The sequence below is a fragment of the Pseudomonas sp. B13(2017) genome, assembly GCF_002113245.1.
Classification (GTDB): domain Bacteria; phylum Pseudomonadota; class Gammaproteobacteria; order Pseudomonadales; family Pseudomonadaceae; genus Aquipseudomonas; species Aquipseudomonas putida_Z.
Map to the genome: position 1 here is coordinate 183,145 of NZ_NEJX01000008.1, position 25,670 is coordinate 208,814.

Consider the following 25,670-nt stretch of genomic DNA (forward strand, 5'->3'; position numbering starts at 1 on the left):
GGCCTCTTCGCGGGCTTGCCCGCTCCCACAGGTACTGCACAAGTCCATCGGGCTGTGAATCTCCTGTGGGAGCGGGCAAGCCCGCGAAGAGGCCGGCCCTGATATCCCATTCATCCGGATCCGCCCCATGCCCTTTTCCGTTCGCGCCCTGCGTCTGGGGCTGATCACCCTGCTGATCGTGCTGGGCACCGCCTTCAGCGCCGGCTGGGCCATGCACCAGGCCAAGCGCCAGGCCATGGAAGCCGACGCCCAGCGTGCCAGCCAGCAGTTGGGCTTGTATGCCAATGCCCTGCACACGCTGATCGACCGCTACCGCGCCCTGCCCGCCGTGCTGGCGCTGGACCCGGAACTGATCGCCGCCCTGCGCGGCCCGGTCAGCGAACCGGTGCAGGACGCCCTGAACCGCAAGCTCGAACGCATCAATGGCGCCGCCAACTCCTCCACCCTCGAACTGCTCGACCGCACCGGCCTGGCCATCGCCGCCAGCAACTGGCGGTTGCCCAGCAGCTACGTGGGCTCCAACTACGGTTTCCGCCCCTACTTCAAGCAGACCCGCAGCCAAGGCAGTGGCCGCTTCTACGCCGTGGGCGTGACCAGTGGCGTGCCGGGCTACTTCCTCGCCAGCGCGGTGAACGACGAGCATGGCCGCTTCCTCGGCGCCATGGTGGTGAAGCTGGAGTTTCCCGAGCTGGAACGCGAGTGGCGCCAGGGCAGCGACATCCTGCTGGTCAGCGATGCCCGCGGCATCACCTTCATCGCCAACCAGGACGGCTGGCGCTACCGCGAACTGCAGCCGCTCAGTGGTGCCGACCGTGCCGAACTGGCCGAAACCCGTCAGTACGACAAGCAACCGCTGGTGCCACTGCAGCACCAGGTGCTGACCCGCTTTGCCGACAACAGCACCCTCAGCCGCGTGCAAGGCCCGGAGGGCAGCGCCGAATACCTGTGGGAAAGCCTGCCGCTGGAAGGTGAAAACTGGACCTTGCACCTGCTGCGCAAGCCGCAGGTAGCCGCCGACGGTCGCAATGCCGCCCTCGGCGCCGCCGCCGTTTGGCTGAGCCTGGTGTTCGCTGCGCTGTTCGTCAGCCAGCGCCTGCGCCTGGCCCGCTTGCGCCAGCGCAGCCGGGAGGAGCTCAAGCGCCAGGTCGAGGAGCGCACCCGTGAGCTGCGCACCGCCCAGGAGGGGCTGGTGCAATCGGCCAAGCTGGCGGCGCTGGGGCAGATGTCGGCAGCCATGGCCCATGAAATCAACCAGCCGCTGACCACCCAGCGCATGCAGCTGGAAACCCTGCGCCTGCTGCTCGACCATGGCCGACATGACGAAGCACGCCAGGCACTGGAGCCGCTGGAGCAGATGCTCACACGCATGGCCGCGCTCACCAGCCACCTGAAAACCTTCGCCCGCAACAGCCCGGTCGGCCTGCGCGAGCGCCTCGACCTGGCCACGGTGGTCGACCAGGCCCTGCACCTGCTGGAAGCGCGCATTCGCAGCGAAGAAGTGGAAGTAGCCCTGTACCTGGCGCGCCCGGCCTGGGTGCGCGGCGATGCCATTCGCCTGGAGCAGGTGCTGATCAACCTGCTGCGCAATGCCCTCGACGCCATGGCCGACAAGCGCTACAAACGCCTGGAGATCCGCATCGAGCCCGACGGCGAGCTGTGGCGCCTGAGCGTGCTGGATTCGGGTGGCGGCATTGCCGAGGCCGACCTGGCCAAGGTCTTCGACCCGTTCTTTACCACCAAGCCGGTAGGCGAAGGCCTGGGGCTGGGCCTGGCCATTTCCTACGGCATCGTCCACGAGGCCGGCGGCCAGCTGCAGGCCGAAAACCTGCCTGGCGGCGCGCGCCTGAGCCTTACCCTGCCCCGTGACCTGGAGCCTGTATGTTGAATTCAGTGATCGTCGTCGATGATGAAGCCAGTATCCGCACCGCGGTCGAGCAATGGCTGAGCCTGTCCGGCTTCAGCGTGCAACTGTTCGCCCGCGCCGAAGAATGCGTGGCACACCTGCCACGGCACTTTCCCGGGGTGATCATCAGCGATGTACGCATGCCGGGCATGGATGGCCTGCAATTGCTCGAACGCCTGCAGACGGACGACCCCGACTTGCCGGTGATCCTGCTGACCGGCCACGGCGATGTGCCCATGGCAGTGGAAGCCATGCGCAGCGGGGCCTACGACTTCCTGGAAAAACCCTTTACCCCGCAGCACCTGCTGGGCAGCCTGCGCCGGGCCCTGGAAAAGCGCCAGCTGGTCCTGGAAAACCGCCGGCTGCACGAACAGGCCGACCTCAAGTCACGCCTGGAAGGCACGCTGCTTGGCATGTCCCAAGGCCTGCAACAGCTGCGCCGGCAAGTGCTGGACCTGGCCAGCCTGCCGGTCAATGTGCTGATCCGCGGCGAAACCGGCAGTGGCAAGGAGCGCGTGGCCCGCTGCCTGCACGATTTTGGCCCGCGCGCCGGCAAGCCGTTCGTCGCCCTCAACTGTGCAGCCATCCCCGAGTCGCTGTTCGAGGCCGAGCTGTTCGGCCATGAAAGCGGCGCTTTTACCGGTGCCCAAGGCAAGCGCATCGGCAAGCTGGAGTACGCCAACGGCGGAACGGTGTTCCTCGACGAAATCGAAAGCATGCCACTGGCCCAACAGGCCAAGCTGCTGCGGGTCATCCAGGAACAGAAGCTGGAGCGCCTGGGGGCCAACCAGAGCATCAGCGTCGACCTGCGCATCATTGCCGCGACCAAGCCCGACCTGCTCGAAGAAGCCCGCGCCGGGCGCTTCCGCGAAGACCTTGCCTATCGCCTGAACGTTGCCGAGCTGCGCCTGGCGCCATTGCGTGAACGGCGTGAGGACATTCCACTGCTGTTCGAGCACTTTGCCCGTGCCGCCGGCGAAAAGCTTGGCCGCGCAACCCCGCCACTGTCGGGTGCGCAACTGGCGCAGCTGCTGTCACACGACTGGCCGGGCAACGTGCGTGAACTGGCCAACGCGGCGGAACGCCATGCATTGGGGCTGGGCTCACCGAACATCGAGGTGGCGCCTGCCGGGCAGTCGCTGAGCGAGCAGATGGAAGCGTTCGAGGCGCAATGCCTGCGCGCGGCGCTGCGCCAGCATGGGGGCGCGATCAATGCAGTGATGGAAACGTTGCAGCTGCCGCGGCGCACACTGAACGAGAAAATGCAGCGGCATGGGTTGGTGCGCGAGGATTTTGTTGGGCGGGAATGAGCGGAAATCCGCCTATCGCGCTCGGCCGGCAAGCAAAAAACCGCTCATTAGCAGGATTTTTTTGGGGCTGCCTTGCAGCCCTTCGCGGGCACGCCCGCTCCCACAAGGAAACGCGAAGAGTCAGACGTCACGCGGTCCCTGTGGGAGCGGGCGTGCCCGCGAAGGGGTGCGCAGCGCCCCCATTTGAAGCCCAATGCACCCATTTGGCACACCTTCTGCAATTGCCTTGGCAAGCTGCGCCACGGCGCGCTCCACAAAAACAACGAGAAGGTATCCCTGATGGATAATGCCACCTCCCTGCCAGCCGGGGCGGCCACCGCGCCCGCCACAGAAAAAACCACCGCCAGCCGCCTGAAGTCGATCTTCAGCGGGTCCATCGGCAACATGGTCGAATGGTACGACTGGTACGTCTACGCCGCATTCTCGCTGTACTTCGCCAAGGCCTTCTTCCCGGCCGGCGATTCCACCGCACAATTGCTCAATACCGCCGCGATCTTCGCCGTGGGCTTCCTCATGCGCCCGATCGGTGGCTGGCTGATGGGCCTGTACGCCGACCGCAAAGGCCGCAAGGCCGCATTGATGGCCTCGGTGCTGCTGATGTGCGCCGGCTCGCTGGTCATCGCCCTGACCCCGGGCTACGAAACCATCGGCGTCGCCGCGCCAATCCTGCTGGTCATCGCACGCCTGCTGCAGGGCTTGTCGGTGGGCGGTGAATATGGCACCTCGGCCACCTACCTCAGCGAAATGGCCAGCAAGGACCGCCGTGGCTTCTTCTCCAGCTTCCAGTACGTGACCCTGATCTCCGGCCAGCTCATCGCCCTGGCGGTATTGATCGTCCTGCAACAGACCCTGACCACCGAGCAGCTGTATGCCTGGGGCTGGCGCGTACCGTTCGTGATCGGTGCGCTGTGCGCCGTGGTGGCCCTCTACCTGCGTCGCGGCATGGAAGAAACCGCCTCCTTCACCAAGAAGGAAAAGGCCAAGGAAAGCCTGATGCGCACCCTGCTGCGCCACCCCAAGGAGCTGATGACCGTGGTCGGCCTGACCATGGGCGGCACCCTGGCCTTCTACACCTACACCACCTACATGCAGAAATACCTGGTCAACACCGTGGGCATGAGCATCAGCGACTCGACCACCATCTCGGCCGCGACGCTGTTCCTGTTCATGTGCCTGCAGCCGGTGATCGGCGGCCTGTCCGACAAGATCGGTCGACGCCCGATCCTGATCGCCTTCGGCGTGCTCGGCACCCTGTTCACCGTACCGATCCTCAGCACCCTGCACACCATCCAGACCTGGTGGGGCGCGTTCTTCCTGATCATGGCGGCGCTGATCATCGTCAGCGGCTACACCTCGATCAACGCCGTGGTCAAAGCCGAGCTGTTCCCAACCGAAATCCGCGCCCTGGGCGTGGGCCTGCCGTACGCCCTGACCGTGTCGATCTTCGGCGGCACCGCCGAGTACGTGGCCCTGTGGTTCAAGAGCGCCGGCATGGAAAGTGGCTTCTACTGGTACGTCACCGCCTGCATCGCCTGCTCGCTGCTGGTTTACGCGACCATGAAGGACACCAAGCAGCACTCGCGGATTACCACTGAGTGATGCTGGCCTGGCAGTACTGAAAAGGGGCGCTCCAGTGCATGGGGCGCCCCTTTTTTGTGATACGCGGCAGCCTGTGAGCCGTTTGACGGCCTTATTCGGCTCACAGAATGAGCCGAATAGCGCTATTATTCGGCTCACAAGATGAGCCGAATAGCCGGCTTATTCGGCTCATGGGACGGATCATGAATAGCCCCTTATGGATCTGGCAGCAACCTGCCTGGCCACGCTTCACCTGGCAAAACGAAGCCATCGCGCCAACGCTACGCAATTGCATCGACATGCAAGGACGCCTGCTGGGCAAGATCGGCAGCGTAGATGCACTCAGCGAGTGCCAGAACATCCTCGATACGCTGCTGCAAAACATCGTCACCTCTTCGGCAATCGAAGGTGAGCAGTTGAACGTGGGTTCTGTCCGCTCTTCCCTCGCTCGCCGGCTGGGCATCGAGGAGCAAGGACCTACCAATGCCCGCAGTGAAGGGCTGGCGGAGCTGATGCTGGATGCAACGCAAGGGTATGACCGACCGCTGACCCTGCAGCGCCTGTACACCTGGCACCAGTGGCTGTTCCCACTGGCACAAGGCGCCTTGAGCAAAGCGATACTGGTCGGCCAGTTGCGTGATGAAATGCCCATGCAGGTGATCTCCGGCCGGCTCGACAAGCCTACTGTGCATTTCGAAGCGCCACCGCGCGATGGCCTGGAAGCCCGACTCAACGAGTTTCTCGACTGGTTTGCCAACAGTCGCGATTCCACCAGCCTGGACCCACTGCTACGTGCCGGCATCGCCCACTTCTGGTTCGTCACCCTGCATCCGTTCGACGATGGCAATGGCCGTCTGACTCGGGCAATCACCGACCTGGCGCTGGCGCAAGGTGAGCGACAGGCCATTCGTTTCTATGCCATGTCTGCCAGCATCCTCGAAGACAGGGCCGGCTATTACCAAGTGTTGGAGAACAGCCAGAAAGGCGACCTGGATATCACCCGCTGGCTATCTTGGTTTCTTTCTACCCTGCTGCGCAGCCTGGAACAGGCCCTGGCCAATATCGACCGGATACTGGCCAAGGCCAGGTTCTGGCAAGCACATCGCTCAGATGGTTTGCTGCCCGAACAGGTAAAGGTGCTCAACAGGTTGCTCGATGGCGGCCCCCGAGGATTCGAGGAAGGCATCAACGCAGCGCAATACCAGGCGGTGGCGAAGGTATCAAAGGCCACTGCGACCCGCCACCTGTCCGATCTGCTCGACAAGGCCTGCCTGGTTCGCCTGCCTGGCGGGGGCCGCAGTACCCGCTACCGCATCAACACTCAGGACATCTCCAACGCCTGACGCGGCTCACGGCGCTGGTACCAGGTGGCCATCAGCACCAGTACCAGCAACACCCCGCCCAGCACCGCCGAAGAGCCGACCGTGCCGAAGTCCAGGCCGCCCTTCTCGTGGGGCTTGGTGAGGAAGTCGCCCAAGGTGGCGCCGAACGGGCGGGTAAGCACGAACGCAACCCAGAACAACACCACGCCAGGAATGCGTGTCCAGTAGCGGGCCACCATTACCAAGGCGATGGCACTGCCGATCAAGAGTGCACCACCGGCAAAACCGAGCCCCGAGTCATCTGCCAGGTAATCGCCCAGCGCCGTGCCGAGGGTGTTGGAAAACAGGATCGCCACCCAGTAGAACAATTCGCCCGTGCGGTTCTTGATGCGGGTGACATCCAGCGGGTTGCCGCTCAGGCGCCATACCAGGAAGGTCAGCAGCAGGATGCCGATGAGGATGGCCGAACCCGCGGCGTAGCCCAGGCCCAAGGTGCGGTCCATGAAGTCGGACATGGTAGTGCCGGCGGTGCTGGTGGAGAGGATCACCAGCCAGTACAGCATCGGGTGGTAGCGGCGCGAGTACAGCTGGCCGAGCAAGGTCAGCAGGAACACGCTGATCAGCAGCAGCGAGCTGAGGGCATAGCCGATGTTCAGGGTCATCGACAGCAAATCACCCGCCGTTTCGCCAAGGGTGGTAGCGCAGATCTTCATGACCCAGAAGGCCAAGGTGATTTGCGGAAGTTTGTTCATTGTTGTGCCGCTCCGGTTTGAGGTGCGGCGATGGTGCTGAGCAGCATTTGAAAAATCGGTTGGTGATGTATGAAAAATGCGTTGAGAAGCCTTCAATGACAGATTTTTCATCCTTAACGCCCCATTAATTCCACCCCTTCAAGCTGCAATGGCTGGCAGAACGTCGGCGCATGGGCAGACATATCCTGAGCCAGAACCGCTGCCAGAGCCCAAGATGCGCGCCAATATATATCTAATTATTCGATTTTTAAGCGCTATTATTTGCGCTTTTTAATCAAGTTAATCGGCGTAGGATTAAACCCATAGAAACAAAACAACCTCAAGAACCCCTGGAGCAACGACCATGAAAAACAAACTGATCCTCACCCTGGCCCTCTCGGTTTTCGCTGCTGGCGCCTTCGCCGAAGATGGCTTCAACCGCACCAACGCCCACACCTTCGCAGCGACCCAGAGCCAATCCGCTGCCTACGCTGAAGATGGCTTCGACCGCACTGGCGGCCAGCGTTTCGCCGAAGACGGCTTCGACCGCACCGGTGGCCAGCGCTTCGCCGAAGACGGCTTCGACCGCACCGGTGGCCAGCGCTTCGCCGAAGACGGCTTCGACCGCACCGGTGGCCAGCGCTTCGCCGAAGACGGCTTCGACCGCACCGGTGGCCAGCGCTTCGCCGAAGACGGCTTCGACCGCACCGGTGGCCAGCGCTTCGCCGAAGACGGCTTCGACCGCACCGGTGGCCAGCGCTTCGCCGAAGACGGCTTCGACCGCACTGGCGGCCAACGTTTCGCCGAAGATGGCTTCGATCGCACCAACGCCCACCGCATCAGCTGATCCCTGATGCGAGCACCCAGCCCGGCTTCGGCCGGGCTTGATCATTTGCAGGCGGGCACAGGCTTGGCACACTAGGCACCTTGTCCACCAGGAGGTAGGGCCAGCAAGCCCAGCACAGATGTATTACTACGAACCCGCCAAAGGCCACGGCCTGCCCCACGACCCGTTCAACGCCATCGTCGGCCCCCGCCCTATCGGCTGGATCTCCTCACAGGACCGCGAAGGCCGCCTGAACCTGGCGCCCTACAGCTTCTTCAATGCCTTCAACTACATCCCGCCGATCATCGGTTTCTGCAGCGTCGGGCGCAAAGACAGCCTGAACAACATCGAGCAGACCGGCGAATTCGTCTGGAACCTCGCAACCCGCCCGTTGGCCGAGCAGATGAACCAGAGCTGCGCACCGGTTGCCGCCGAGATAAACGAATTTGAATTGAGCGGCCTCACCGCCAAGCCGTCGAGCATCGTCAACGTGCCGCGTGTCGGCGAAACCCCGGTGGCCTTCGAGTGCAAGGTCAGCCAGATCGTCCAGCTCAAGCGGGCCGACCAGGAACTGGTGCCCAGCTGGCTGATCCTGGGTGAAGTGGTGGCGGTGCACATTGCCGAGCACCTGTTGAAGAACGGTATCTACGATACCGCTGCCGCCGAGCCGATCCTGCGTGGCGGTGGCCCGGCAGACTATTTCGAGCTGGGCAACCTGTTCAAGATGGCCCGCCCGCCGGCCTGATCACCAGATCAGCTCACCCTCTTCGCTGACGCCCTGCAGGCGTTGCAGCTCGGCGGTGGCCGCTTCGTCAGCGGCCACGGCGCCCTTGAACACCTGGCCGTCGAGAATCTTGTGAAAGCGCGGCGCGCCGCCCATGCCCAGGGCCTTGACCGCGATGGCCGCGTTGTAGCCGCCACCTTCCACCGGGACCATCGCCGAAACCGCTTCGAAATGCGGGAATTCTCTACGTGCCATGTTGCTATCTACCTGGTTGATCAAGGGCAGCATCTTACCCTATTCACCTGTACCGGCCCTATCGCCGGCAAGCCAGCTCCCACAAGTACTGCACCGCCCTCAAGACCTGTGATGCCCCCTGTGGGAGCTGGCTTGCCGGCGATGAGGCCAGAACAGGCAATACCTCAATCAAAGGTATGCAGATCCAGGCTGCTGACCACCTGTTCCTGCACCAACTCACCAAACACTTCCAGCGTTGGCGAAGCAAAGTAGCCAGTCATCGCCTGCTGGTCTTGCCAGCTGCCACTGAGCAACCATAAATCGGCATCAGCCTGCGAACGCTGCACCGTGAAACTCAGGCAGCCCGGTGTCCGCAACGAGGGCTCAAGCAGGTCACGCAGGCGCGCGCCCAGCTCCGCCGAGCGCCCGCTGCTGGCACGGATGAAAGCAAGGTGGGTGACCGGTTGTGTCGGGGTCATTGCACAATCTCCTTGAAGCAGGCGGACGGAAAAGCCAGGCTGCCAAGGTTAGGGCCTCACCCGCGCGACGCGTTAGGCCATTACTGCTCGCCGATTGCCTGATCCTGCAGCGCGGCAGGATCAGGCAATCGGCGTGCAGCTTTTGACTAGCGCCCGCCATTGCCCAAACCTATGCTGCGTCGGTCAGCAGAGGAAAGCCATCATGACCATCGCCACGTCCATCGACCCGAGCCTGGAACTGCAACGCCAGGAGCTGGCCGAGCTGATCCGCCGCCACGCCGGGGAGCCCCACGGCCCGGCATCGGCCATCGATGACCTGTACCTGGTGCGCTACACCGAAAACGTGCGCTCGGTACCGACCCTGGCGCAACCCGCGCTGTGCATCCTCGCCCAGGGCAGCAAAAGCCTGTTCCTGGGTGACGAGCAGTACGCCTACGACCCGCTGCACTACATGGTGGTCTCGGTAACCTTGCCGCTTAGCGGCGTAAAGCTCGACGCCAGCCCCGAGCACCCGAGCCTTGGCCTGCGCATGGACCTGGACCCGGCCGAAATCAGCCAGCTGATCGCCGAAAGCGGGCCGATGCTGGTGCCCAACCGGCCTTCCGGTCGTGGCTTGTATGTGGAAAGAACCGATGCCGCGTTGCTCGACGCCTTGCTGCGGCTGATACGCCTGCTGGACACCCCTCGCGACATCGCGATGCTCGCGCCGCTGTTCCGTCGGGAGATTCTGTACCGCCTGCTGCGCGGGCCGCAGGGCTATCGGTTGTACGAAATCGCCTTGGCCAACAGCCAGACCCACCGGGTTTGCCAGGCCATCACCTGGCTCAACCAGAACTACCAGCTGCCTTTGCGCATCGAGGACCTGGCGCGGGAGGTCAACCTCAGCACCTCGACCTTGCACCACCGGTTCAAGGCCGTGACGTCGATGAGCCCGTTGCAGTATCAGAAGCAACTGCGCCTGCAGGAAGCGCGGCGCTTGATGCTGAATGACGGGCTCGAGGCAGCGGTGGCTGCCTACCGGGTGGGGTATGAAAGCCCGTCACAGTTCAGCCGTGAATACAGCCGGCTGTATGGCGCGCCGCCGATTCGTGATGTGGCGAGGTTGCGGGCGACTGCTGGCTGAAATTTTGGCTGGCAGTACCGGCCTCTTCGCGGGCTTGCCCGCTCCCACAGGTACAGCACAACGTTCAGAGCCTGTGCAAAATCCTGTGGGAGCGGGCAAGCCCGCGAAAGGGCCGGTACAGGCAATAGCTTCACTTCAACCCAACACAGCCCCCTGCCACTGATTCTGGTCAACCTGGATCAAGGTCGGCCCCTTGCGCTCCACTGCCTGACCCAACGCCACCTGCAGCTGCGCCACATCTGCCACCTGCTCCGCCGCCGCGCCCAGGGCCCGCGCCACACCGATGAAGTCTGGCGTATGGATATCCACCCCGACCGGCTCGATGGCCCGGTTGACCATGTACTTCTTGATTTCCTCGTACCCCTGGTTGTTCCACAGCAGCACGATCAGCGGCACCTGCGCTTCCACCGCGCTGGCCAGCTCCGGCAAGGTGAACTGCAAACCGCCATCACCAATCAGGCACACCGCAGGCGCACGCTCACCGACCTGCTCCGCGCTGCCCAGCCAGGCGCCCATGGCCGCCGGCAATGCATAACCCAAGGTGCCGTAGCCGGTCGAGGCATTGAACCAACGGCGTGGCTGGTCCATGTCCAGGGTCAGGTTGCCGGTGTACACCGGTTGGGTCGAATCGCCCACCAGAATGGCATTGGGCAGGCGCTCGAGAATTGCGTTCAGCAAGCGCGTCTGGCTCAGGGTCGGCTGGTCCCAACCCGCCGCCAGTGCCTGGCGCAGCTTGGCCACCCGGGCGGCCCCCCACGTGCTTTCACGCACGGGTTGCGGCAGCGCCTGCAAGGCACCGAGCAGCGCCTCGGCGGCCAGTTCGGCATCGGCCACCAGCGACAGTGTCGGCAGGTAATTGCGCACGGTCTGGTCCGGGTCGATGTCGATGCGCAACAGGCTGCCCGGGATCTCGAAACCACCTTTGAAGGTGACGTCATAGTCGGTTTCGGCCAGTTCGGTGCCGATCGCCAGCACCACATCGGCCTCGGCCACCAGCGCCCGCGTGGCTGGCAGTGACTGGGTCGAGCCAATCTGCAGCGGGTGGCTGGCCGGCAGCAGCCCCTTGGCATTGATGGTCAGCGCCACCGGCGCCTGCAGGTGTTCGGCCAGGCGCGCCAGCGCAGCGCCCGCGGCCAATGCGCCGCCCCCGGCCAGGATCAATGGTCGCCGTGCATTGGCCAGGCGCTCGGCCATCTGCGCCACTGCCTGCGGCGCTGCCCCCGCCCGGCTGCTGCGCACCACGCGCCCCGGCAGCAGGTGATCGGCCGGTTCGACCAGCACGTCGAGCGGGATCTCGATATGCACCGGGCGCGGCCGGGCGCCTTCGAACACGGCGAATGCCCGGGCCAGCACCTGCGGCAGGTCATCGGCACTCATCAGGGTGTGGGAAAACGCCGCCACACCCGACACCAGCGCTGCCTGGTTGGGCAACTCGTGCAGCTTGCCGCGGCCACCGCCCAGCTGGTCGCGGGCCTGCACGCTGGAAATCACCAGCATCGGGATCGAGTCGGCATAGGCCTGGCCCATGGCGGTGGTGATGTTGGTCATGCCCGGGCCGGTGATGATGAAGCACACCCCGGGCTTGCCGCGGGTCCGCGCATAGCCGTCGGCCATGAACCCGGCACCCTGCTCGTGGCGCGGGGTGACATGGCGGATGGACGAGCCCGCCAGGCCGCGGTAGAGCTCCACGGTATGTACGCCAGGAATGCCGAAGACATGGTCAACGCCATAGCCTTCAAGGAGTTTTACCAGTACTTCGCCGCAGGTTGCCATCGGGTTTCACCATGAATCTTGGTTGGGTTATGCCCTTATTGGACCCAGCCACGGCTATCGCCACAATGCAAAAAAACACATACTAGCCATGTCCTGCAATCATGGCTCAGCACAATGAAACGCCTCCCGCCCCTGCCCGCCCTGCATACCTTCCTGGTAACCGCCCAGCACTGCAATTTCACCCGTGCCGGGCAGCAGTTGCATATCACCCAGGGCGCCGTCAGCCGGCAGATCGCGGCCCTCGAGGAGCATCTGGGTTATGCCTTGTTCCAGCGCCAGGCCCGTGGGCTGAGCCTGACCCGTGAAGGCCAGGACTGGCTGCCAAGGGTGCAGCAGGTGTTCGCGCTGATCGAACAAGGGGTGCGCGAGGTGGGTGGGCGCAGCACTACCTTGCAGCTCAAGGCACCGACCTGCGTGATGCGCTGGCTGCTGCCACGCCTGATGGAATGGCAGGCGCTACGCCCGGATGTGCCTGTAGAGCTGACCACCACGGTGCAACATGGAGTGGACTTTCGCCGCGAGGGTTTCGATGCGGCGGTGGTCTATGGTGAGGCGCCGAACCATGGGCTGCGCGTGCGCAAGCTGTTCGATGAGCAGCTGACACCGGTGTGCGCGCCGTCATTGCGCCAAGGGCCGGTACCGTTGCAGCAGGTCGAGGACCTGGCGCTACACATGCTGCTGCACCCGTCGCGGGATGAGCATGACTGGCGGTTATGGCTGCAGGCAGCCGGGGTGACGCTGGGCACTCAAGGGCCGAAGCAGCATTTCGAGACGCTGGACATGGCGATGGCCATGGCCTCGCAGGGGACCGGCGTGGCCATCGGCGACTGGTCGCTGATCGGCGATGACTTGCGCGGGGGACGGCTGTGCATGCCGTTTGCGCTGAAGGTGATGACCGGCAAGGGGTATTACCTGGTGAGCCAGGCCAAGAGCTTGCCGGCGGGGCTTGTGGAGTTGCTGGATTGGCTGGAACACCAGGCCAGCCAGTGAGGGCCTCTTCGCGGGCACGCCCGCTCCCACAGGTACAGCACAGATTCCAAGACCTGTGCTTCACCTGTGGGAGCGGGCGTGCCCGCGAAGCAGGCGACTCAATACCCGACCGTGAACCGCTGCCGCGAATGTTGCGGCTTTTCCAGTTCCTCGAGCATGGCAATCGCGTAATCGGCAAAGGTGATCCAGCTCTTGCCATCCGCGCCGATCAACAGATGATCCTTGCCCAGCTTGTAATGCCCGCTGCGCTCACCTTCAACGAACTCCGCCGACGGCGACAGGAAGGTCCAGTCCAGGTTCGGCTCCCGTTGCAACGCTTCCAGAAAACGCACCCCGGCAGTGGCCTCGGCCTTGTATGCCTCGGGGAAGTCCGGGCTGTCGATCACCCGATGCCCAGACGGCAGCAACAGGCTGCCGGCCCCACCCACCACCAGCAGGCGCCTGACCCCGGCCCGCTTGACCGGTTCGATGATGGCGTGTGGCTCGATGGTCGAGAAATGCGCCGCACTCAGCACCGCATCCACACCCGCGACCGCCGCTTGCAGGGCCGCGCTGTCCTTGGCATCCAGCGCCTTGACCGTCACCCCGTCCCGCCCCTGCAACCGGGACGGGTCGCGGGCGATGGCCAGCACACTGTGGCCACGGCGCAGGGCCTCTTCCAGCAACTGGCTGCCAGCGCGGCCAGTGGCACCGATGATTGCAATCTTGCTCATGGGATACTCTCCATCAGTTGAACGGAATTACCACTTCATCTCGCCCTTGGCGACCTTGGCCCCCAGCTCCAGCGAGCTTTCATCGGCCAGCCCCAGGTAACGTTGCTTCATCGCCGCGATCAACGCACCGGCGTCTTTCGCCTTGGCGGTCTCGGCATCGAAATCACGAATGTAGTTCGCCGTGAAACGCACGGCCTCCAGCGATCGGCTGCTGTCCCCCAGGTAATGCCCGGGGATGACCGTGCGCGGCGCCAGCGCTTCGATGTGCGCCAGGGTGCCGAGCCAGTCGGCGTGGGACTTGGCCGTTTGCGTGTCGGCCATCCATACATGAATGTTCTCCGACACCACCACGCCACCGACCACCGCCTTGATCGACGGGATCCACACAAAACTGCGGTCAGGTTGCGGGCCGTCCAGGCCGACCACCTCGAGGGCCTGCCCTTCCAGCGTCAGGCGGTTGCCTTCGAGCACCTGCGGCAGCACCAGTCGCGCCGGCTTGTCCGTGCCCATCTGCGGGCCCCAGTAGGCCAGCTTGGCATCCATGGTCTGGCGGATATGGGCAACCGTGGCGGCCGACGCCAGGACCTTGGCCTCCGGGAAGGCCTGGGTCAGGGTATCCAGGCCGAAGTAGAAGTCCGGGTCGCCATGGCTGATGTAGATACTGGTCAGCCGCTTGCCGCCCGCCCGCAGGCGCTGCACCAGCTGCTCGGCCTGGGTCTTGCCGAACTGGGCATCGACGAGGATGGCGTCGTGCTCGCCACTGACGATCACCGAACTGACCGGGAAGATCGCCTCATGCCCGGGGTTGTAAACCTCCAACCGCAAGGGGTCGGCAGCCAGCGCCGGGCCGGCCAGGGTCACACAGGCCAACAGCAGGCCACGCAAGGGAGTGAAAAGAGACATCGCAAACGCCCGTCAGATGAACAATGCCCAACAGCTTAGTTGCCCAATCCGTGACAAAAAATGCGATGCTCGAACATAGTTTGTTTCTGAAACCGGGCAAATCATGGACCGTCTCAACGCCATGCGCGTATTCGTCACCGTCGTCGACCTGGGCAGCCAGTCGGCGGCGGCGGATCATCTGCAACTGTCGCGGCCGGTGGTGTCGCGCTACCTGGCAGAGCTGGAAGACTGGGTTGGCGCACGGCTGATGCAGCGCACCACACGCAAGCTCAGCCTCACCGCCGCCGGCCAGGAAACCCTGCCTCGCTGCCGGCAACTGCTGGAACTGGCCGGCGACCTGCAGGCCGCGGTGCAGCAGCCGGATGACGCGCCCAAGGGCGCATTGCGCATCAGCGTCAGCACCTCGTTCGGCCAGGCCCAGCTGGTGGATGCAGTGGCCGCCTACGTCCGGCGCTACCCCGGGGTGAAGGTGGAACTGCAGATGCTCGATCGCACGGTCAACCTGGTGGACGAGCGCATCGACCTGGCCATCCGCACCAGCAATGACCTGGACCCCAACCTGATCGCCCGGCGCCTGAGTGTGTGCCGCTCGGCAGTGTGTGCGGCACCGGCCTACCTGCGCGAGCACGGCACGCCGCAACGGGTCGAGGAGCTGAGCCGGCACAACTGCCTGACCCATGCCTACTTCGGCCACAGCCTGTGGCATTTCGAGGTGGCCGGCCAGCAAGTCGCCGTGCCGGTGGCGGGGAACATCAGTGCCAACGAGGCGATGACACTGCAGAAGGCGGCGCTGGCCGGCGCAGGTATCGCCATGCTGCCGACCTACCAGGCCGCGGAGGCCCTGCGCCGGGGTGAACTGGTGCGCCTGCTGCCCGAAGCCAGGCCACGCGAGCTGAACCTGAATGCGGTGTACACCTCACGCAAGCACATGCCGGCGACCTTGCGCAGCATGCTGGATTTTCTGGTGCAGCGGTTCAAGGACGAACCGGAGTGGGATCGGGACTTGTAAGGCCCATGTGGGAGCGGCCTTGCGTCGCGAAAGGACCGCGCAGCGGTCCCGGGATCTTGGCCACATCAAATATTGTCGGGGCTGCTACGCAGCCCTTTCGCGACACAAGGCCGCTCCTACAGGGGTGGCGTTGTCACTCCTCGACGCTCATGTATTCCTTGGCCCAGCGGATGTAGTCCTCGGGCTGGGTGTAGGTGTGCGAGAGTTCGGTGGCACTGAGGTTTTCCGACTTGTTCTGCTGGCCGCGCTGCAGCCGCAGGCAATCGTAGGTGGCCTTGATCGCGGCAAAGTAGGCGGCGTGACCATCGACCACGATGCGCACGCCCAGGCGTGCCAGGCGCTCGTCGTCGCGCAGGCTCGGGTTGCCGTAGGTCACCAGCATCAGCGGCACCGTCAGGTGCTCGGCAATCTGCTCGAGTTGCTCGAAGTCCTTCACCCCAACCATGCAGATACCGTCGGCTCCGGCCTTCTGGTAGCTCTGGGTACGTACGATGATTTCTTCGGTGGTGAGCACGCCAGCGTTGGTCCTGGCAATGATCGACAACGACGAATCGACCCGTGCCTCCAGCGCCGCACGGATCTTGCCGACGCCCTCTTCAACCGGGATCAGGTCGGTGGACTTGCGCCCGAACTGGGCAGGCAGCAGGGTGTCCTCGATGGTCAGCGCAGCCACGCCGGCGCGCTCCAGTTCGATGACCGTGCGCATGACATTCAGCGCGTTGCCATAGCCGTGGTCGGCGTCAGCCAGCACCGGCAGTTGCGCCACGCGACCAATACGGGTGGCCTGCTCGACGAACTCGCTGAGGGTGATCAGGGCGAAGTCCGGTGCAGCCAGTACCTGCAACGAAGCGACCGAACCACCGAGGATGCCGACCTCGAAGCCCAGGTCTGCGGCAATGCGTGCCGACATCGGGTCGAACACCGATGCGGTGTGATAACAGGAACCTGAAGCGAGCAGCTCGCGGAAGGCAAAACGCAGATCTTGATGGGAAGCCTTGGGCATGATCACTCCGCAAAATAAGTTGAAATTCGAACGGTAACTACCGACCCCTGTAATCGGGTCTACCTGGCCTGTTCCAACCGTCGCCATCTGGGCGGTCATGCTCGACATGCAGGCAGAGGAATAAAAGGTGTGGGAGACAGCGGCGCGAAAACCTGCGGCATAATGTTGCACCAAGCTGGTGCAAGCCCGCGGTTTTCAGCCTCTGTGGCATACCAACGATATCACGCAGCCATGCAGCACTGGATGAATGCGCCAATGCCGATCTTGCATAGGGGATGCAGATAGTACATAGGAAGCTACCTAACTCAGGTTACAATTTCGGGGCTCCTTCGCGGGCACGCCCGCTCCCACAGGTACATCACAGTCTTCAAGCCCTGAGTTGTACCTGTGGGAGCGGGCGTGCCCGCGAAGAGGTCTCAACCGATAAACAAGGTATCCCCGTGACCGCCGCCCTGCCCCCCACCACCCTGCGCAATGTGCTCACCGCCCTGATGCTGGCGATCTTCCTCGGCGCCCTGGACCAGACCATCGTTGCCGTCTCGCTGCCGGCAATCTCGGCGCAGTTCAACGATGTCGGCCTGCTGGCCTGGGTCATCTCCGGCTACATGGTGGCGATGACCGTGGCCGTGCCGATCTACGGCAAGCTGGGCGACCTGTACGGGCGGCGCAGGATGATCCTCACCGGCATCAGCCTATTCACCCTGGCCTCGATCGCCTGCGCCCTGGCCCAGGACATGCAGCAACTGGTGCTGGCCCGGGTACTGCAGGGCATTGGTGCCGGCGGCATGGTCTCGGTGAGCCAGGCGATCATCGGCGACTTCGTGCCCCCGCGAGAGCGCGGCCGCTACCAGGGCTATTTCAGCAGCATGTACGCGGTGGCCAGCGTCGCCGGGCCGGTGCTGGGCGGCTGGCTGACCGAATACCTGTCATGGCGCTGGGTGTTCTGGATCAACCTGCCGCTGGGGCTGGTTGCACTGTGGGCGATCCGCCGCGCCCTCGGCGGCATGCCGGCGCAGCGTCGCGAGGCGCAGGTGGACTACCTTGGCGCCGTGCTGCTGATCCTCGGCCTGGGTAGCCTGTTGCTGGGCATTACCCTGGTCGGCCAGGGCCACGCCTGGGCCGACCCGGCCGTGCTGGCCCTGTTCGCCTGCGCCGCACTGGGCCTGGTGCTGTTCATCGCCCATGAACGCCGCTGCCGGGAGCCACTGCTGCCACTCGGTCTGTTCGGCAACCGCGTGGCGGTGCTGTGCTGGGGCGTGATCTTCTTCGCCAGCTTCCAGTCGATCTCCCTGACCATGCTCATGCCGTTGCGCTACCAGGGCATCACCGGCGCCGGTGCCGACAGCGCGGCCTTGCACCTCCTGCCGCTGGTGATGGGGCTACCCATGGGTGCCTTCACCGGCGGGCGCATGACCAGCCTGACCGGGCGTTACAAGCCGCAGATCCTGGCCGGTGCACTACTGATGCCGCTGGCCATTTTCGCCATGGCGCTGACCCCGCCGCAGTCGGCCTTGCTCAGTGCACTGTTCATGCTGCTGACCGGCATAGCGTGCGGGCTGCAGTTCCCGACCTCGCTGGTAGGCACGCAAAGCGCGGTGGACAGCAAGGACATCGGCGTGGCCACCAGCACCACCAACCTGTTCCGCTCGCTGGGCGGGGCCATGGGGGTGGCGTGCATGTCCAGCCTGCTGCTGGCGCTGCTGCACCAGGGCGGGTTCGAGTCGCTGGGTAATCCGTTGCTGGGGAGCCTGAAGGCCGGAGAAGTGGACCTGGTGACACAGGGGCGGTTGCTCGAGACGTTCCGGCAACTGTTGATGGGGAGTGCCGGGGTAGCCGTGCTGGGAATGTTTGCAGCGTTTGCATTGCCCGACCGGCAACTGCGCGGACGCTAAAGCTACACGATCTCTGTGGGAGCGGCCTTGTGTCGCGAAAGGGCCGCGACGCGGCCCCAGGATTTCAGCAGTGATGCACAAATTGCCGGGGCTGCTGCGCAGCCCTATCGCGACACAAGGCCGCTCCCACAGGATCTGTGATTTGTTCAAGGTCACCCGAAAGCATTAATCCCCCCTTAACACAAAGGGGTAACACTCCCTCACAATCCTTAACAAAGTGTCATTTGCGCAGAGCCGGGCTCAAGCGCAGCATATCCAGCCCGGTGTCGACCCATTTTTCGACATCCTTCAACAGATCGACACTGTCAGGCAGCAACAGCCAGCGCCCGATCAGGCCATCGACATAGGCAAACATGGCCACCGCCGCGCGCTCGACATCCAGCTCGCCTGGCAACTGGCCCCGGCGCACGGCATTGGCCAACGCCAGGGTGATGCCCTTGTGGCAATCCAGCACCGCACCCTGGCGCTGCTGGCGAATTTCACACATGTCATCGGTGAACTCGCACTTGTGATGCAGGATTTCATTGATACGCCGGGTTCGGGCATCAAGCACCAGCTCGTTGAACACTTGCAGCAACAGCTTGCGCATGCAGCCAAGCGGGTCCACTTCGTCCTCGCTTTCGCTCGCCCGCGCCAGGTGGTCATGGGTTTCATGCAGGCTGTCGAGCAGCGCCTGCACCAACTCGGCCTTGTTGTTGAAGTGCCAGTAGATCGCCCCCCGCGTCACACCCGCCAGTTCGGCGATGTCGGCCAGGGTGGTTCGCGCAACCCCGCGCTTGTAGAAGGCCTTTTCCGCCGCCTCGATGATCTGGGCGCGGGTTTCCTGGGCTTCTTCTTTGGTTCGACGGACCATGGCAGTACAAACCTCATCTGCCCCGAACGCGCGGCGCGTGCGGGGAACACTCCGGGGGCACCTCTGCAGGGTGCCTCGCGGAGGAGCTAATCAAGGGCTGTGGCAGTACCCGAGTACAACCCAGCGGTATTTACAAACAACCATGAATGTAAGTATATTCCTTAGCAAGCTATTTATCCACCGGATAGCAATTTTTCCAGATCAAGACTCTTCCATTACTCTTGAGCGTCTCCCAGCTCCAGCGACCCGAGGATCCTCATGCAATTCAAGCCAGCCGTTACCGCTCTGGTTTCCGCCGTCGCCCTGGCAACCCTGCTCAGTGGCTGTAAGAAAGAAGAAGCAGCGCCAGCGGCGCAGGCTCCTCAGGTCGGCGTCGTGACCATCCAGCCCCAAGCCTTCACCCTGACCTCGGAATTGCCGGGGCGTACCAGTGCCTACCGCGTCGCCGAAGTGCGCCCGCAGGTCAACGGCATCATCCTCAAGCGCCTGTTCAAGGAAGGCAGTGAGGTCAAGGAAGGCCAGCAGCTGTACCAGATCGACCCTGCCGTGTACGAAGCCACCCTGGCCAATGCCCAGGCCAACCTGCAGGCAACCCGCTCGCTGGCCGAGCGCTACAAGCAGCTGATCGACGAACAGGCTGTCTCCAAGCAGGAATACGACGACGCCAATGCCAAACGATTGCAGGCCGAGGCTTCGCTCAAAAGCGCGCAGATCGACCTGCGCTACACCAAGGTCCTGGCACCGATCAGCGGCCGTATCGGCCGTTCTTCGTTCACCGAAGGTGCACTGGTGAGCAATGGCCAGGCCAACGCCATGGCCACCATCCAGCAACTCGACCCGATCTACGTCGACGTCACCCAGTCCACCGCCGAGCTGCTCAAGCTGCGCCGTGACCTGGAAAGCGGCCAGTTGCAAAAGGCCGGTGACAACGCCGCCTCGGTGCAGCTGGTGCTGGAAGACGGCAGCCTGTTCAAGCAGGAAGGCCGCCTGGAGTTCTCCGAAGTCGCGGTCGACGAGACCACCGGCTCGGTCACCCTGCGCGCCCTGTTCCCCAACCCCGATCACACCCTGCTGCCAGGCATGTTCGTGCATGCGCGGCTCAAGGCCGGGGTCAACGCCAACGCCATCCTGGCCCCGCAACAGGGCGTGACCCGCGACCTGAAAGGCGCGCCGACCGCGCTGGTGGTCAACCAGGAGAACAAGGTCGAACTGCGCCAGCTCAAGGCCAACCGTACCCTGGGCAGCGACTGGCTGATCGAGGAAGGCCTGAACCCGGGCGACCGCCTGATCACCGAAGGGCTGCAATACGTGCGCCCGGGCGTCGAGGTCAAGGTCAGCGAAGCCACCAACGTCAAGAAGCCGGCCAGCCCTGTTCAGGCCAACGCGGCGAAAGCAGACGCCAAAGCGGAGTAAACCATGTCGAAGTTCTTTATCGATCGCCCGATCTTCGCCTGGGTGATCGCCTTGGTGATCATGCTGGTCGGCGCCTTGTCGATCCTGAAGCTGCCGATCAACCAGTACCCCAGCATCGCGCCGCCGGCCATCGCCATCGCCGTGACATACCCGGGCGCCTCGGCGCAAACCGTGCAGGACACCGTGGTACAGGTGATCGAGCAGCAGCTCAACGGTATCGACAACCTGCGTTATGTGTCGTCGGAAAGTAACTCCGACGGCAGCATGACCATTACCGCCACCTTCGAGCAGGGCACCAACCCAGACACCGCACAGGTGCAGGTGCAGAACAAGCTGAACCTGGCCACCCCGCTGCTGCCGCAGGAAGTGCAGCAGCAAGGTATCCGCGTCACCAAGGCAGTGAAGAACTTCCTGCTGGTGATCGGCCTGGTGTCCGAAGACGGCAGCATGACCAAGGACGACCTGGCCAACTACATCGTCTCCAACATGCAGGACCCGATCTCGCGTACCGCGGGTGTGGGTGACTTCCAGGTGTTCGGTGCGCAGTACGCCATGCGTATCTGGCTCGATCCGGCCAAGCTGAACAAGTTCCAGCTGACCCCGGTCGACGTCAAGACCGCCGTGGCCGCGCAGAACGTGCAGGTGTCCTCCGGCCAGCTCGGCGGCCTGCCGGCCATGCCGGGTACCCAGCTGAACGCCACCATCATCGGCAAGACCCGCCTGCAGACTGCCGAGCAGTTCGAAAAGATCCTGCTCAAGGTCAACAGCGACGGTTCGCAGGTGCGTCTGGGTGATGTCGCCCAGGTTGGCCTGGGTGGTGAAAACTATGCCGTCAGCGCCCAGTTCAACGGCAAGCCGGCCTCCGGCCTGGCAGTTAAACTGGCTACCGGTGCCAACGCCCTGGACACCGCCAAGGCCCTGCGCCAGACCATCGCCGACCTGGAACCGTTCTTCCCGCCTGGGGTGAAAGCGGTATTCCCGTATGACACCACCCCGGTGGTCACCGAATCGATCAGTGGCGTTATCCACACCCTGATCGAAGCCGTGGTCCTGGTGTTCCTGGTGATGTACCTGTTCCTGCAGAACTTCCGCGCCACCATCATCACCACCATGACCGTACCGGTTGTGTTGCTGGGTACCTTCGGCATCCTTGCCGCTGCCGGCTTCAGCATCAACACCCTGACCATGTTCGCCATGGTCCTGGCCATCGGCTTGCTGGTGGACGACGCCATCGTCGTGGTGGAGAACGTCGAGCGGGTGATGTCCGAGGAAGGCTTGCCGCCCAAGGAAGCGACCAAGCGCTCGATGGAGCAGATCCAGGGTGCCCTGGTGGGTATCGCCCTGGTGCTGTCGGCGGTACTGCTGCCCATGGCGTTCTTCGGCGGCTCCACGGGTGTGATCTACCGGCAGTTCTCCATCACCATCGTCTCGGCCATGGGCCTGTCGGTGCTGGTGGCGCTCATCTTCACCCCGGCCCTGTGCGCCACCATGCTCAAGCCGCTGAAGAAGGGCGAGCACCATGTGGCCAAGCGTGGCTTCTTTGGCTGGTTCAACCGCAACTTCGACCGCAGCGTAACCGGCTACGAGCGCAGCGTGGGCACCATCCTGCGCAACAAGGTACCGTTCCTGCTGGCCTACGCGCTGATCGTGGTCGGCATGATCTGGCTGTTCGCCCGCATCCCTACCGCGTTCCTGCCGGAAGAAGACCAGGGCGTATTGTTCGCCCAGGTACAGACCCCGGCCGGCTCCAGTGCCGAGCGCACCCAGGTGGTGGTCGACCAGATGCGTGAGTACCTGCTCAGCGAAGAGGCCGACACCGTGGCTTCGGTGTTCACCGTCAACGGCTTCAACTTCGCCGGCCGTGGCCAGAGCTCGGGTATGGCGTTCATCATGCTCAAGCCGTGGGATGAGCGCTCCAAGGAAAACAGCGTGTTCGCCCTTGCCCAGCGCGCCCAGCAGCACTTCTTCACCTTCCGCGATGCGATGGTGTTCGCCTTTGCCCCGCCTGCGGTGCTCGAACTGGGTAACGCCACCGGCTTCGACGTGTTCCTGCAGGACCGCGGCGGTGTCGGCCATGCCAAGCTGATGGAAGCGCGCAACCAGTTCCTGGCCAAGGCCGCGCAGAGCAAGATCCTCAGCGCCGTGCGCCCGAACGGCCTGAACGACGAGCCGCAGTACCAGCTGACCATCGATGACGAGCGTGCCAGCGCCCTGGGCGTGACCATCGCCGACATCAACAACACCCTGTCGATTGCCCTGGGTGCCAGCTACGTCAACGACTTCATCGACCGTGGCCGGGTCAAGAAGGTGTACATCCAGGGCGAGCCGAACGCGCGGATGAGCCCGGAAGACCTGCAGAAGTGGTACGTGCGCAATGGCGCCGGCGAAATGGTGCCGTTCTCCTCCTTCGCCAAGGGCGAATGGACCTACGGTTCGCCGAAGCTGTCGCGTTACAACGGCGTCGAGGCAATGGAAATCCTCGGTGCTCCGGCCCCGGGCTACAGTACCGGTGAAGCCATGGCCGAGGTCGAGCGCATTGCTGGCGAACTGCCAAGCGGCATCGGCTTCTCCTGGACCGGCATGTCCTACGAGGAAAAACTCTCCGGTTCGCAGATGCCGGCACTGTTCGCCCTCTCGGTACTGTTCGTGTTCCTGTGCCTGGCAGCCCTGTACGAAAGCTGGTCGATCCCGATCGCCGTGGTACTGGTAGTACCGCTGGGTATCATCGGTGCCCTGATCGCCACCAGCCTGCGCGGGTTGTCCAACGACGTGTACTTCCTGGTCGGCCTGTTGACCACCATCGGCCTGGCGGCGAAAAACGCCATTCTGATCGTCGAATTCGCCAAGGAACTGCACGAGCAAGGCCGCAGCCTGTACGACGCGGCGATCGAGGCGTGCCGCATGCGTCTGCGCCCGATCATCATGACCTCGCTGGCGTTCATCCTCGGCGTGGTACCGTTGACTATCGCCAGCGGCGCCGGCGCCGGCAGCCAGCACGCCATCGGTACTGGCGTGATCGGCGGCATGATCAGTGCGACCGTGCTGGCTATCTTCTGGGTACCACTGTTCTTCGTCGCAGTGTCGTCACTGTTCGGCAGCAAAGAGCCGGAAAAAGACGTCACCCCTGAAACTCCACGTTATGAGGCTGGGCAATGACCAAGTCTTTGTTGTCCCTGGCAGTAACCGCTTTCATTCTTGGCGGCTGCTCGCTGATCCCTGACTACCAGACCCCGGAATCGCCGGTGGCTGCGCAGTGGCCGCAAGGCCCTGCGTACTCGCCGACGCAATCGGCGGAAGTTGCCGCCGCCGAGCAGGGCTGGCGCCAGTTCTTCCACGACCCGGCACTGCAGCAGCTGATCCAGACATCGCTGGTCAACAACCGCGACCTGCGCGTTGCCGCGTTGAACATCGACGCCTACCGTGCGCAGTACCGCATCCAGCGTGCCGACCTGTTCCCGGCGGTTTCGGCCACCGGCAGCGGCAGCCGCCAGCGCGTACCGGCGAACATGTCGCAGACCGGCGAAGCGGGCATCACCAGCCAGTACTCGGCCACCCTGGGCGTCAGCGCCTATGAGCTGGACCTGTTCGGCCGCGTGCGCAGCCTGACCGAGCAGGCCCTGGAAACCTACCTGTCCAGCGAGCAGGCGCGTCGCTCCACGCAGATCAGCCTGGTGGCCAGCGTGGCCAACGCCTACTACACCTGGCAGGCCGACCAGGCGCTGTTCAAGCTGACCGAAGAAACGCTGAAGACCTACGAGGAAAGCTACAACCTCACCCGTCGCAGCAACGAAGTCGGCGTAGCCTCGGCACTCGACGTCAGCCAGGCGCGCACCGCCGTGGAAGGCGCCCGGGTCAAGTACTCGCAGTACCAGCGCCTGGTCGCCCAGGACGTCAACAGCCTGACCGTGCTGCTGGGCACCGGCATTCCCGCCGACCTGGCCAAGCCTCTGGAGCTCAATGCCGACCAGCTGGCCGAAGTACCGGCCGGCCTGCCGTCGGACATCCTCCAGCGTCGCCCGGACATCCAGGAAGCCGAGCACCTGCTCAAGGCCGCCAATGCCAACATTGGCGCGGCCCGCGCAGCGTTCTTCCCGAGCATCAGCCTGACCGCCAATGCCGGCAGCCTGAGCCCCGACATGGGCCACCTGTTCTCGGGCGGCCAGGGCACCTGGCTGTTCCAGCCGCAGATCAACCTGCCGATTTTCAACGCCGGCAGCCTGAAGGCCAGCCTGGACTACTCGAAGATCCAGAAGGACATCAACGTCGCCAAGTACGAAAAGACCATCCAGACCGCCTTCCAGGAAGTCTCCGATGGCCTGGCGGCGCGCAAGACCTTCGAAGAGCAGCTGCAGGCGCAACGCGACCTGGTGCAGGCGAACCAGGACTACTACCGCCTGGCCGAACGCCGCTATCGCATCGGTATCGACAGCAACCTGACCTTCCTCGACGCCCAGCGCAACCTGTTCAGCGCCCAGCAGGCACTGATCGGCGACCGCTTGTCGCAGCTGACCAGCGAGGTCAACCTGTACAAGGCGCTTGGCGGTGGCTGGTACGAGCAGACCGGGCAGGCCAACAACCAGCAGGCAGCGGTGGAAGCACCGAAGAGCTGATTGCAGCTGTCAAAGCATCAAGCCCACCCTCGCGGTGGGCTTTTTGTTTTGTGTTGCCTGTGCTGGCCTCTTCGCGGGCTTGCCCGCTCCCACAGGGCCACCACAGTTTCCAAGGCTGTGGTGATCCTGTGGGAGCGGGCAAGCCCGCGAAGAGGCCAGCACAGGAAAAACAATTAACCAACCAGAACATTCCGTTCGATTATCGCCCGCTTCCGTTTGTGGCGAATTGCCTCACCCCAGCCCTACGCCGCACCATCCTCCCACGCAACGTTGCCCCGGTT

20 protein-coding genes and 1 pseudogene are annotated in these 25,670 nt (G+C 63.9%); 13 read left to right on the plus strand and 8 right to left on the minus strand.

Going from position 1 to position 25,670, the window contains the following annotated elements; translation table 11 throughout:
- The first annotated feature begins 127 nt into the window (after positions 1–127).
- From CAG44_RS13365 to CAG44_RS13380, 4 genes are all read left to right on the plus strand, one after another.
- Positions 128–1,885, plus strand: coding sequence for an ATP-binding protein (locus CAG44_RS13365; RefSeq protein WP_085664372.1), 1,758 nt, complete (start codon positions 128–130; stop codon positions 1,883–1,885).
- Positions 1,879–3,213, plus strand: coding sequence for a sigma-54 dependent transcriptional regulator (locus CAG44_RS13370; RefSeq protein ID WP_085692296.1), 1,335 nt, complete (start codon positions 1,879–1,881; stop codon positions 3,211–3,213). The genes CAG44_RS13365 and CAG44_RS13370 overlap by 7 nt, the downstream gene beginning before the upstream one ends.
- 279 nt (positions 3,214–3,492) lie before the next feature.
- Positions 3,493–4,812 (plus strand): MFS transporter, encoded by a 1,320-nt coding sequence (locus tag CAG44_RS13375; protein ID WP_075046206.1) that lies wholly within the window; start codon positions 3,493–3,495, stop codon positions 4,810–4,812.
- A gap of 182 nt (positions 4,813–4,994) precedes the next feature.
- Positions 4,995–6,134, plus strand: a complete 1,140-nt coding sequence (locus CAG44_RS13380) for a Fic family protein (protein WP_085692297.1) — start codon at positions 4,995–4,997, stop codon at positions 6,132–6,134.
- Here the strand turns inward: CAG44_RS13380 and CAG44_RS13385 are convergent.
- On the minus strand, positions 6,113–6,865 hold the full coding sequence (locus CAG44_RS13385; protein WP_085590343.1) for a hypothetical protein: 753 nt from the start codon (positions 6,863–6,865) through the stop codon (positions 6,113–6,115). The genes CAG44_RS13380 and CAG44_RS13385 overlap by 22 nt on opposite strands.
- Positions 6,866–7,208: 343 nt before the next feature.
- Between CAG44_RS13385 and CAG44_RS13390 the strand changes: the two are divergent.
- Positions 7,209–7,571, plus strand: a pseudogene (locus CAG44_RS13390) (heme utilization protein); the annotation flags it as partial.
- A 238-nt stretch (positions 7,572–7,809) separates the two neighbouring features.
- Positions 7,810–8,415 (plus strand): flavin reductase family protein, encoded by a 606-nt coding sequence (locus CAG44_RS13395; RefSeq protein ID WP_085614260.1) that lies wholly within the window; start codon positions 7,810–7,812, stop codon positions 8,413–8,415.
- Here the strand turns inward: CAG44_RS13395 and CAG44_RS13400 are convergent, their stop codons facing one another.
- The gene (locus CAG44_RS13400) at positions 8,416–8,682 is read right to left on the minus strand and encodes a hypothetical protein (protein WP_015271637.1); all 267 of its coding nucleotides are present in this window, start codon (positions 8,680–8,682) and stop codon (positions 8,416–8,418) included. It lies immediately after the preceding gene.
- 131 nt (positions 8,683–8,813) lie between these two features.
- A complete protein-coding gene (locus tag CAG44_RS13405; RefSeq protein ID WP_085692298.1) occupies positions 8,814–9,107 on the minus strand; it encodes a putative quinol monooxygenase in 294 nt (97 codons plus the stop codon).
- Between the two features lie 202 nt (positions 9,108–9,309).
- Between CAG44_RS13405 and CAG44_RS13410 the strand changes: the two genes are divergently transcribed.
- Complete coding sequence (locus tag CAG44_RS13410; protein ID WP_085692299.1) at positions 9,310–10,230, plus strand: AraC family transcriptional regulator; 921 nt, start codon at positions 9,310–9,312, stop codon at positions 10,228–10,230.
- Between the two features lie 135 nt (positions 10,231–10,365).
- On the opposite strand, the gene CAG44_RS13415 is transcribed toward CAG44_RS13410, so the two are convergent.
- Entirely contained in the window at positions 10,366–12,003 is a 1,638-nt protein-coding gene (locus CAG44_RS13415; protein WP_085692300.1) for a 5-guanidino-2-oxopentanoate decarboxylase, read from the minus strand.
- A gap of 114 nt (positions 12,004–12,117) precedes the next feature.
- On the opposite strand from CAG44_RS13415, the gene CAG44_RS13420 reads away from it, so the two are divergent.
- On the plus strand, positions 12,118–12,993 hold the full coding sequence (locus CAG44_RS13420; protein ID WP_085692301.1) for a LysR substrate-binding domain-containing protein: 876 nt from the start codon (positions 12,118–12,120) through the stop codon (positions 12,991–12,993).
- Positions 12,994–13,091: 98 nt separating this feature from the next.
- Here the strand turns inward: CAG44_RS13420 and CAG44_RS13425 are convergent, their stop codons facing one another.
- Together CAG44_RS13425 and CAG44_RS13430 are read right to left on the minus strand one after the other, a co-directional pair.
- Positions 13,092–13,706 carry an NAD(P)-dependent oxidoreductase gene (locus CAG44_RS13425; RefSeq protein WP_085692302.1) on the minus strand — a complete coding sequence of 205 codons (615 nt, stop codon included), beginning with the start codon at positions 13,704–13,706 and terminating at the stop codon, positions 13,092–13,094.
- 27 nt (positions 13,707–13,733) lie between these two features.
- Positions 13,734–14,609, minus strand: a complete 876-nt coding sequence (locus tag CAG44_RS13430; RefSeq protein ID WP_085692303.1) for an MBL fold metallo-hydrolase — start codon at positions 14,607–14,609, stop codon at positions 13,734–13,736.
- A gap of 103 nt (positions 14,610–14,712) precedes the next feature.
- On the opposite strand from CAG44_RS13430, the gene CAG44_RS13435 reads away from it, so the two are divergent.
- The gene (locus tag CAG44_RS13435) at positions 14,713–15,618 is read left to right on the plus strand and encodes a LysR family transcriptional regulator (RefSeq protein WP_085692304.1); all 906 of its coding nucleotides are present in this window, start codon (positions 14,713–14,715) and stop codon (positions 15,616–15,618) included.
- Positions 15,619–15,751: 133 nt separating this feature from the next.
- Here CAG44_RS13435 and CAG44_RS13440 read toward each other — a convergent pair whose 3' ends face one another.
- On the minus strand, positions 15,752–16,621 hold the full coding sequence (locus CAG44_RS13440) for an oxaloacetate decarboxylase (protein ID WP_025340480.1): 870 nt from the start codon (positions 16,619–16,621) through the stop codon (positions 15,752–15,754).
- 440 nt (positions 16,622–17,061) lie between these two features.
- Between CAG44_RS13440 and CAG44_RS13445 the strand changes: the two genes are divergently transcribed.
- Positions 17,062–18,513 (plus strand): MDR family MFS transporter, encoded by a 1,452-nt coding sequence (locus tag CAG44_RS13445; RefSeq protein ID WP_085692305.1) that lies wholly within the window; start codon positions 17,062–17,064, stop codon positions 18,511–18,513.
- Positions 18,514–18,733: 220 nt separating this feature from the next.
- Here the strand turns inward: CAG44_RS13445 and ttgR are convergent, their stop codons facing one another.
- The gene (gene ttgR, locus CAG44_RS13450; RefSeq protein ID WP_025340482.1) at positions 18,734–19,366 is read right to left on the minus strand and encodes an efflux transport transcriptional regulator TtgR; all 633 of its coding nucleotides are present in this window, start codon (positions 19,364–19,366) and stop codon (positions 18,734–18,736) included.
- 258 nt (positions 19,367–19,624) lie between these two features.
- Here ttgR and ttgA point away from each other — a divergent pair, with 258 nt between their 5' ends.
- Genes ttgA through CAG44_RS13465 form a run of 3 tightly spaced genes read left to right on the plus strand, consistent with a single transcriptional unit; the run spans position 19,625 to position 25,389 of the window.
- Positions 19,625–20,779 (plus strand): toluene efflux RND transporter periplasmic adaptor subunit TtgA, encoded by a 1,155-nt coding sequence (ttgA, locus tag CAG44_RS13455; RefSeq protein WP_025340483.1) that lies wholly within the window; start codon positions 19,625–19,627, stop codon positions 20,777–20,779.
- 3 nt (positions 20,780–20,782) lie between these two features.
- Positions 20,783–23,935, plus strand: coding sequence for a multidrug efflux RND transporter permease subunit TtgB (gene ttgB, locus CAG44_RS13460; protein WP_075046219.1), 3,153 nt, complete (start codon positions 20,783–20,785; stop codon positions 23,933–23,935).
- Positions 23,932–25,389: an AdeC/AdeK/OprM family multidrug efflux complex outer membrane factor gene (locus CAG44_RS13465; RefSeq protein ID WP_025340485.1), complete on the plus strand. Its 1,458-nt coding sequence runs from the start codon at positions 23,932–23,934 to the stop codon at positions 25,387–25,389. Before ttgB ends, CAG44_RS13465 begins: the two co-directional genes overlap by 4 nt.
- Positions 25,390–25,670 lie beyond the last annotated feature (281 nt).

Excerpts from the sequence above, each read along its gene's own strand:
- CAG44_RS13365 (WP_085664372.1), top strand. The coding sequence starts at position 128 with ATGCCCTTTTCCGTTCGCGCCCTGCGTCTGGGGCTGATCACCCTGCTG.
- CAG44_RS13370 (WP_085692296.1), top strand. The coding sequence starts at position 1,879 with ATGTTGAATTCAGTGATCGTCGTCGATGATGAAGCCAGTATCCGCACC.
- CAG44_RS13375 (WP_075046206.1), top strand. The coding sequence starts at position 3,493 with ATGGATAATGCCACCTCCCTGCCAGCCGGGGCGGCCACCGCGCCCGCC.
- CAG44_RS13380 (WP_085692297.1), top strand. The coding sequence starts at position 4,995 with ATGAATAGCCCCTTATGGATCTGGCAGCAACCTGCCTGGCCACGCTTC.
- CAG44_RS13385 (WP_085590343.1), bottom strand. The coding sequence starts at position 6,865 with ATGAACAAACTTCCGCAAATCACCTTGGCCTTCTGGGTCATGAAGATC.
- CAG44_RS13395 (WP_085614260.1), top strand. The coding sequence starts at position 7,810 with ATGTATTACTACGAACCCGCCAAAGGCCACGGCCTGCCCCACGACCCG.
- CAG44_RS13400 (WP_015271637.1), bottom strand. The coding sequence starts at position 8,682 with ATGCTGCCCTTGATCAACCAGGTAGATAGCAACATGGCACGTAGAGAA.
- CAG44_RS13405 (WP_085692298.1), bottom strand. The coding sequence starts at position 9,107 with ATGACCCCGACACAACCGGTCACCCACCTTGCTTTCATCCGTGCCAGC.
- CAG44_RS13410 (WP_085692299.1), top strand. The coding sequence starts at position 9,310 with ATGACCATCGCCACGTCCATCGACCCGAGCCTGGAACTGCAACGCCAG.
- CAG44_RS13415 (WP_085692300.1), bottom strand. The coding sequence starts at position 12,003 with ATGGCAACCTGCGGCGAAGTACTGGTAAAACTCCTTGAAGGCTATGGC.
- CAG44_RS13420 (WP_085692301.1), top strand. The coding sequence starts at position 12,118 with ATGAAACGCCTCCCGCCCCTGCCCGCCCTGCATACCTTCCTGGTAACC.
- CAG44_RS13425 (WP_085692302.1), bottom strand. The coding sequence starts at position 13,706 with ATGAGCAAGATTGCAATCATCGGTGCCACTGGCCGCGCTGGCAGCCAG.
- CAG44_RS13430 (WP_085692303.1), bottom strand. The coding sequence starts at position 14,609 with ATGTCTCTTTTCACTCCCTTGCGTGGCCTGCTGTTGGCCTGTGTGACC.
- CAG44_RS13435 (WP_085692304.1), top strand. The coding sequence starts at position 14,713 with ATGGACCGTCTCAACGCCATGCGCGTATTCGTCACCGTCGTCGACCTG.
- CAG44_RS13440 (WP_025340480.1), bottom strand. The coding sequence starts at position 16,621 with ATGCCCAAGGCTTCCCATCAAGATCTGCGTTTTGCCTTCCGCGAGCTG.
- ttgR (WP_025340482.1), bottom strand. The coding sequence starts at position 19,366 with ATGGTCCGTCGAACCAAAGAAGAAGCCCAGGAAACCCGCGCCCAGATC.
- ttgA (WP_025340483.1), top strand. The coding sequence starts at position 19,625 with ATGCAATTCAAGCCAGCCGTTACCGCTCTGGTTTCCGCCGTCGCCCTG.
- ttgB (WP_075046219.1), top strand. The coding sequence starts at position 20,783 with ATGTCGAAGTTCTTTATCGATCGCCCGATCTTCGCCTGGGTGATCGCC.
- CAG44_RS13465 (WP_025340485.1), top strand. The coding sequence starts at position 23,932 with ATGACCAAGTCTTTGTTGTCCCTGGCAGTAACCGCTTTCATTCTTGGC.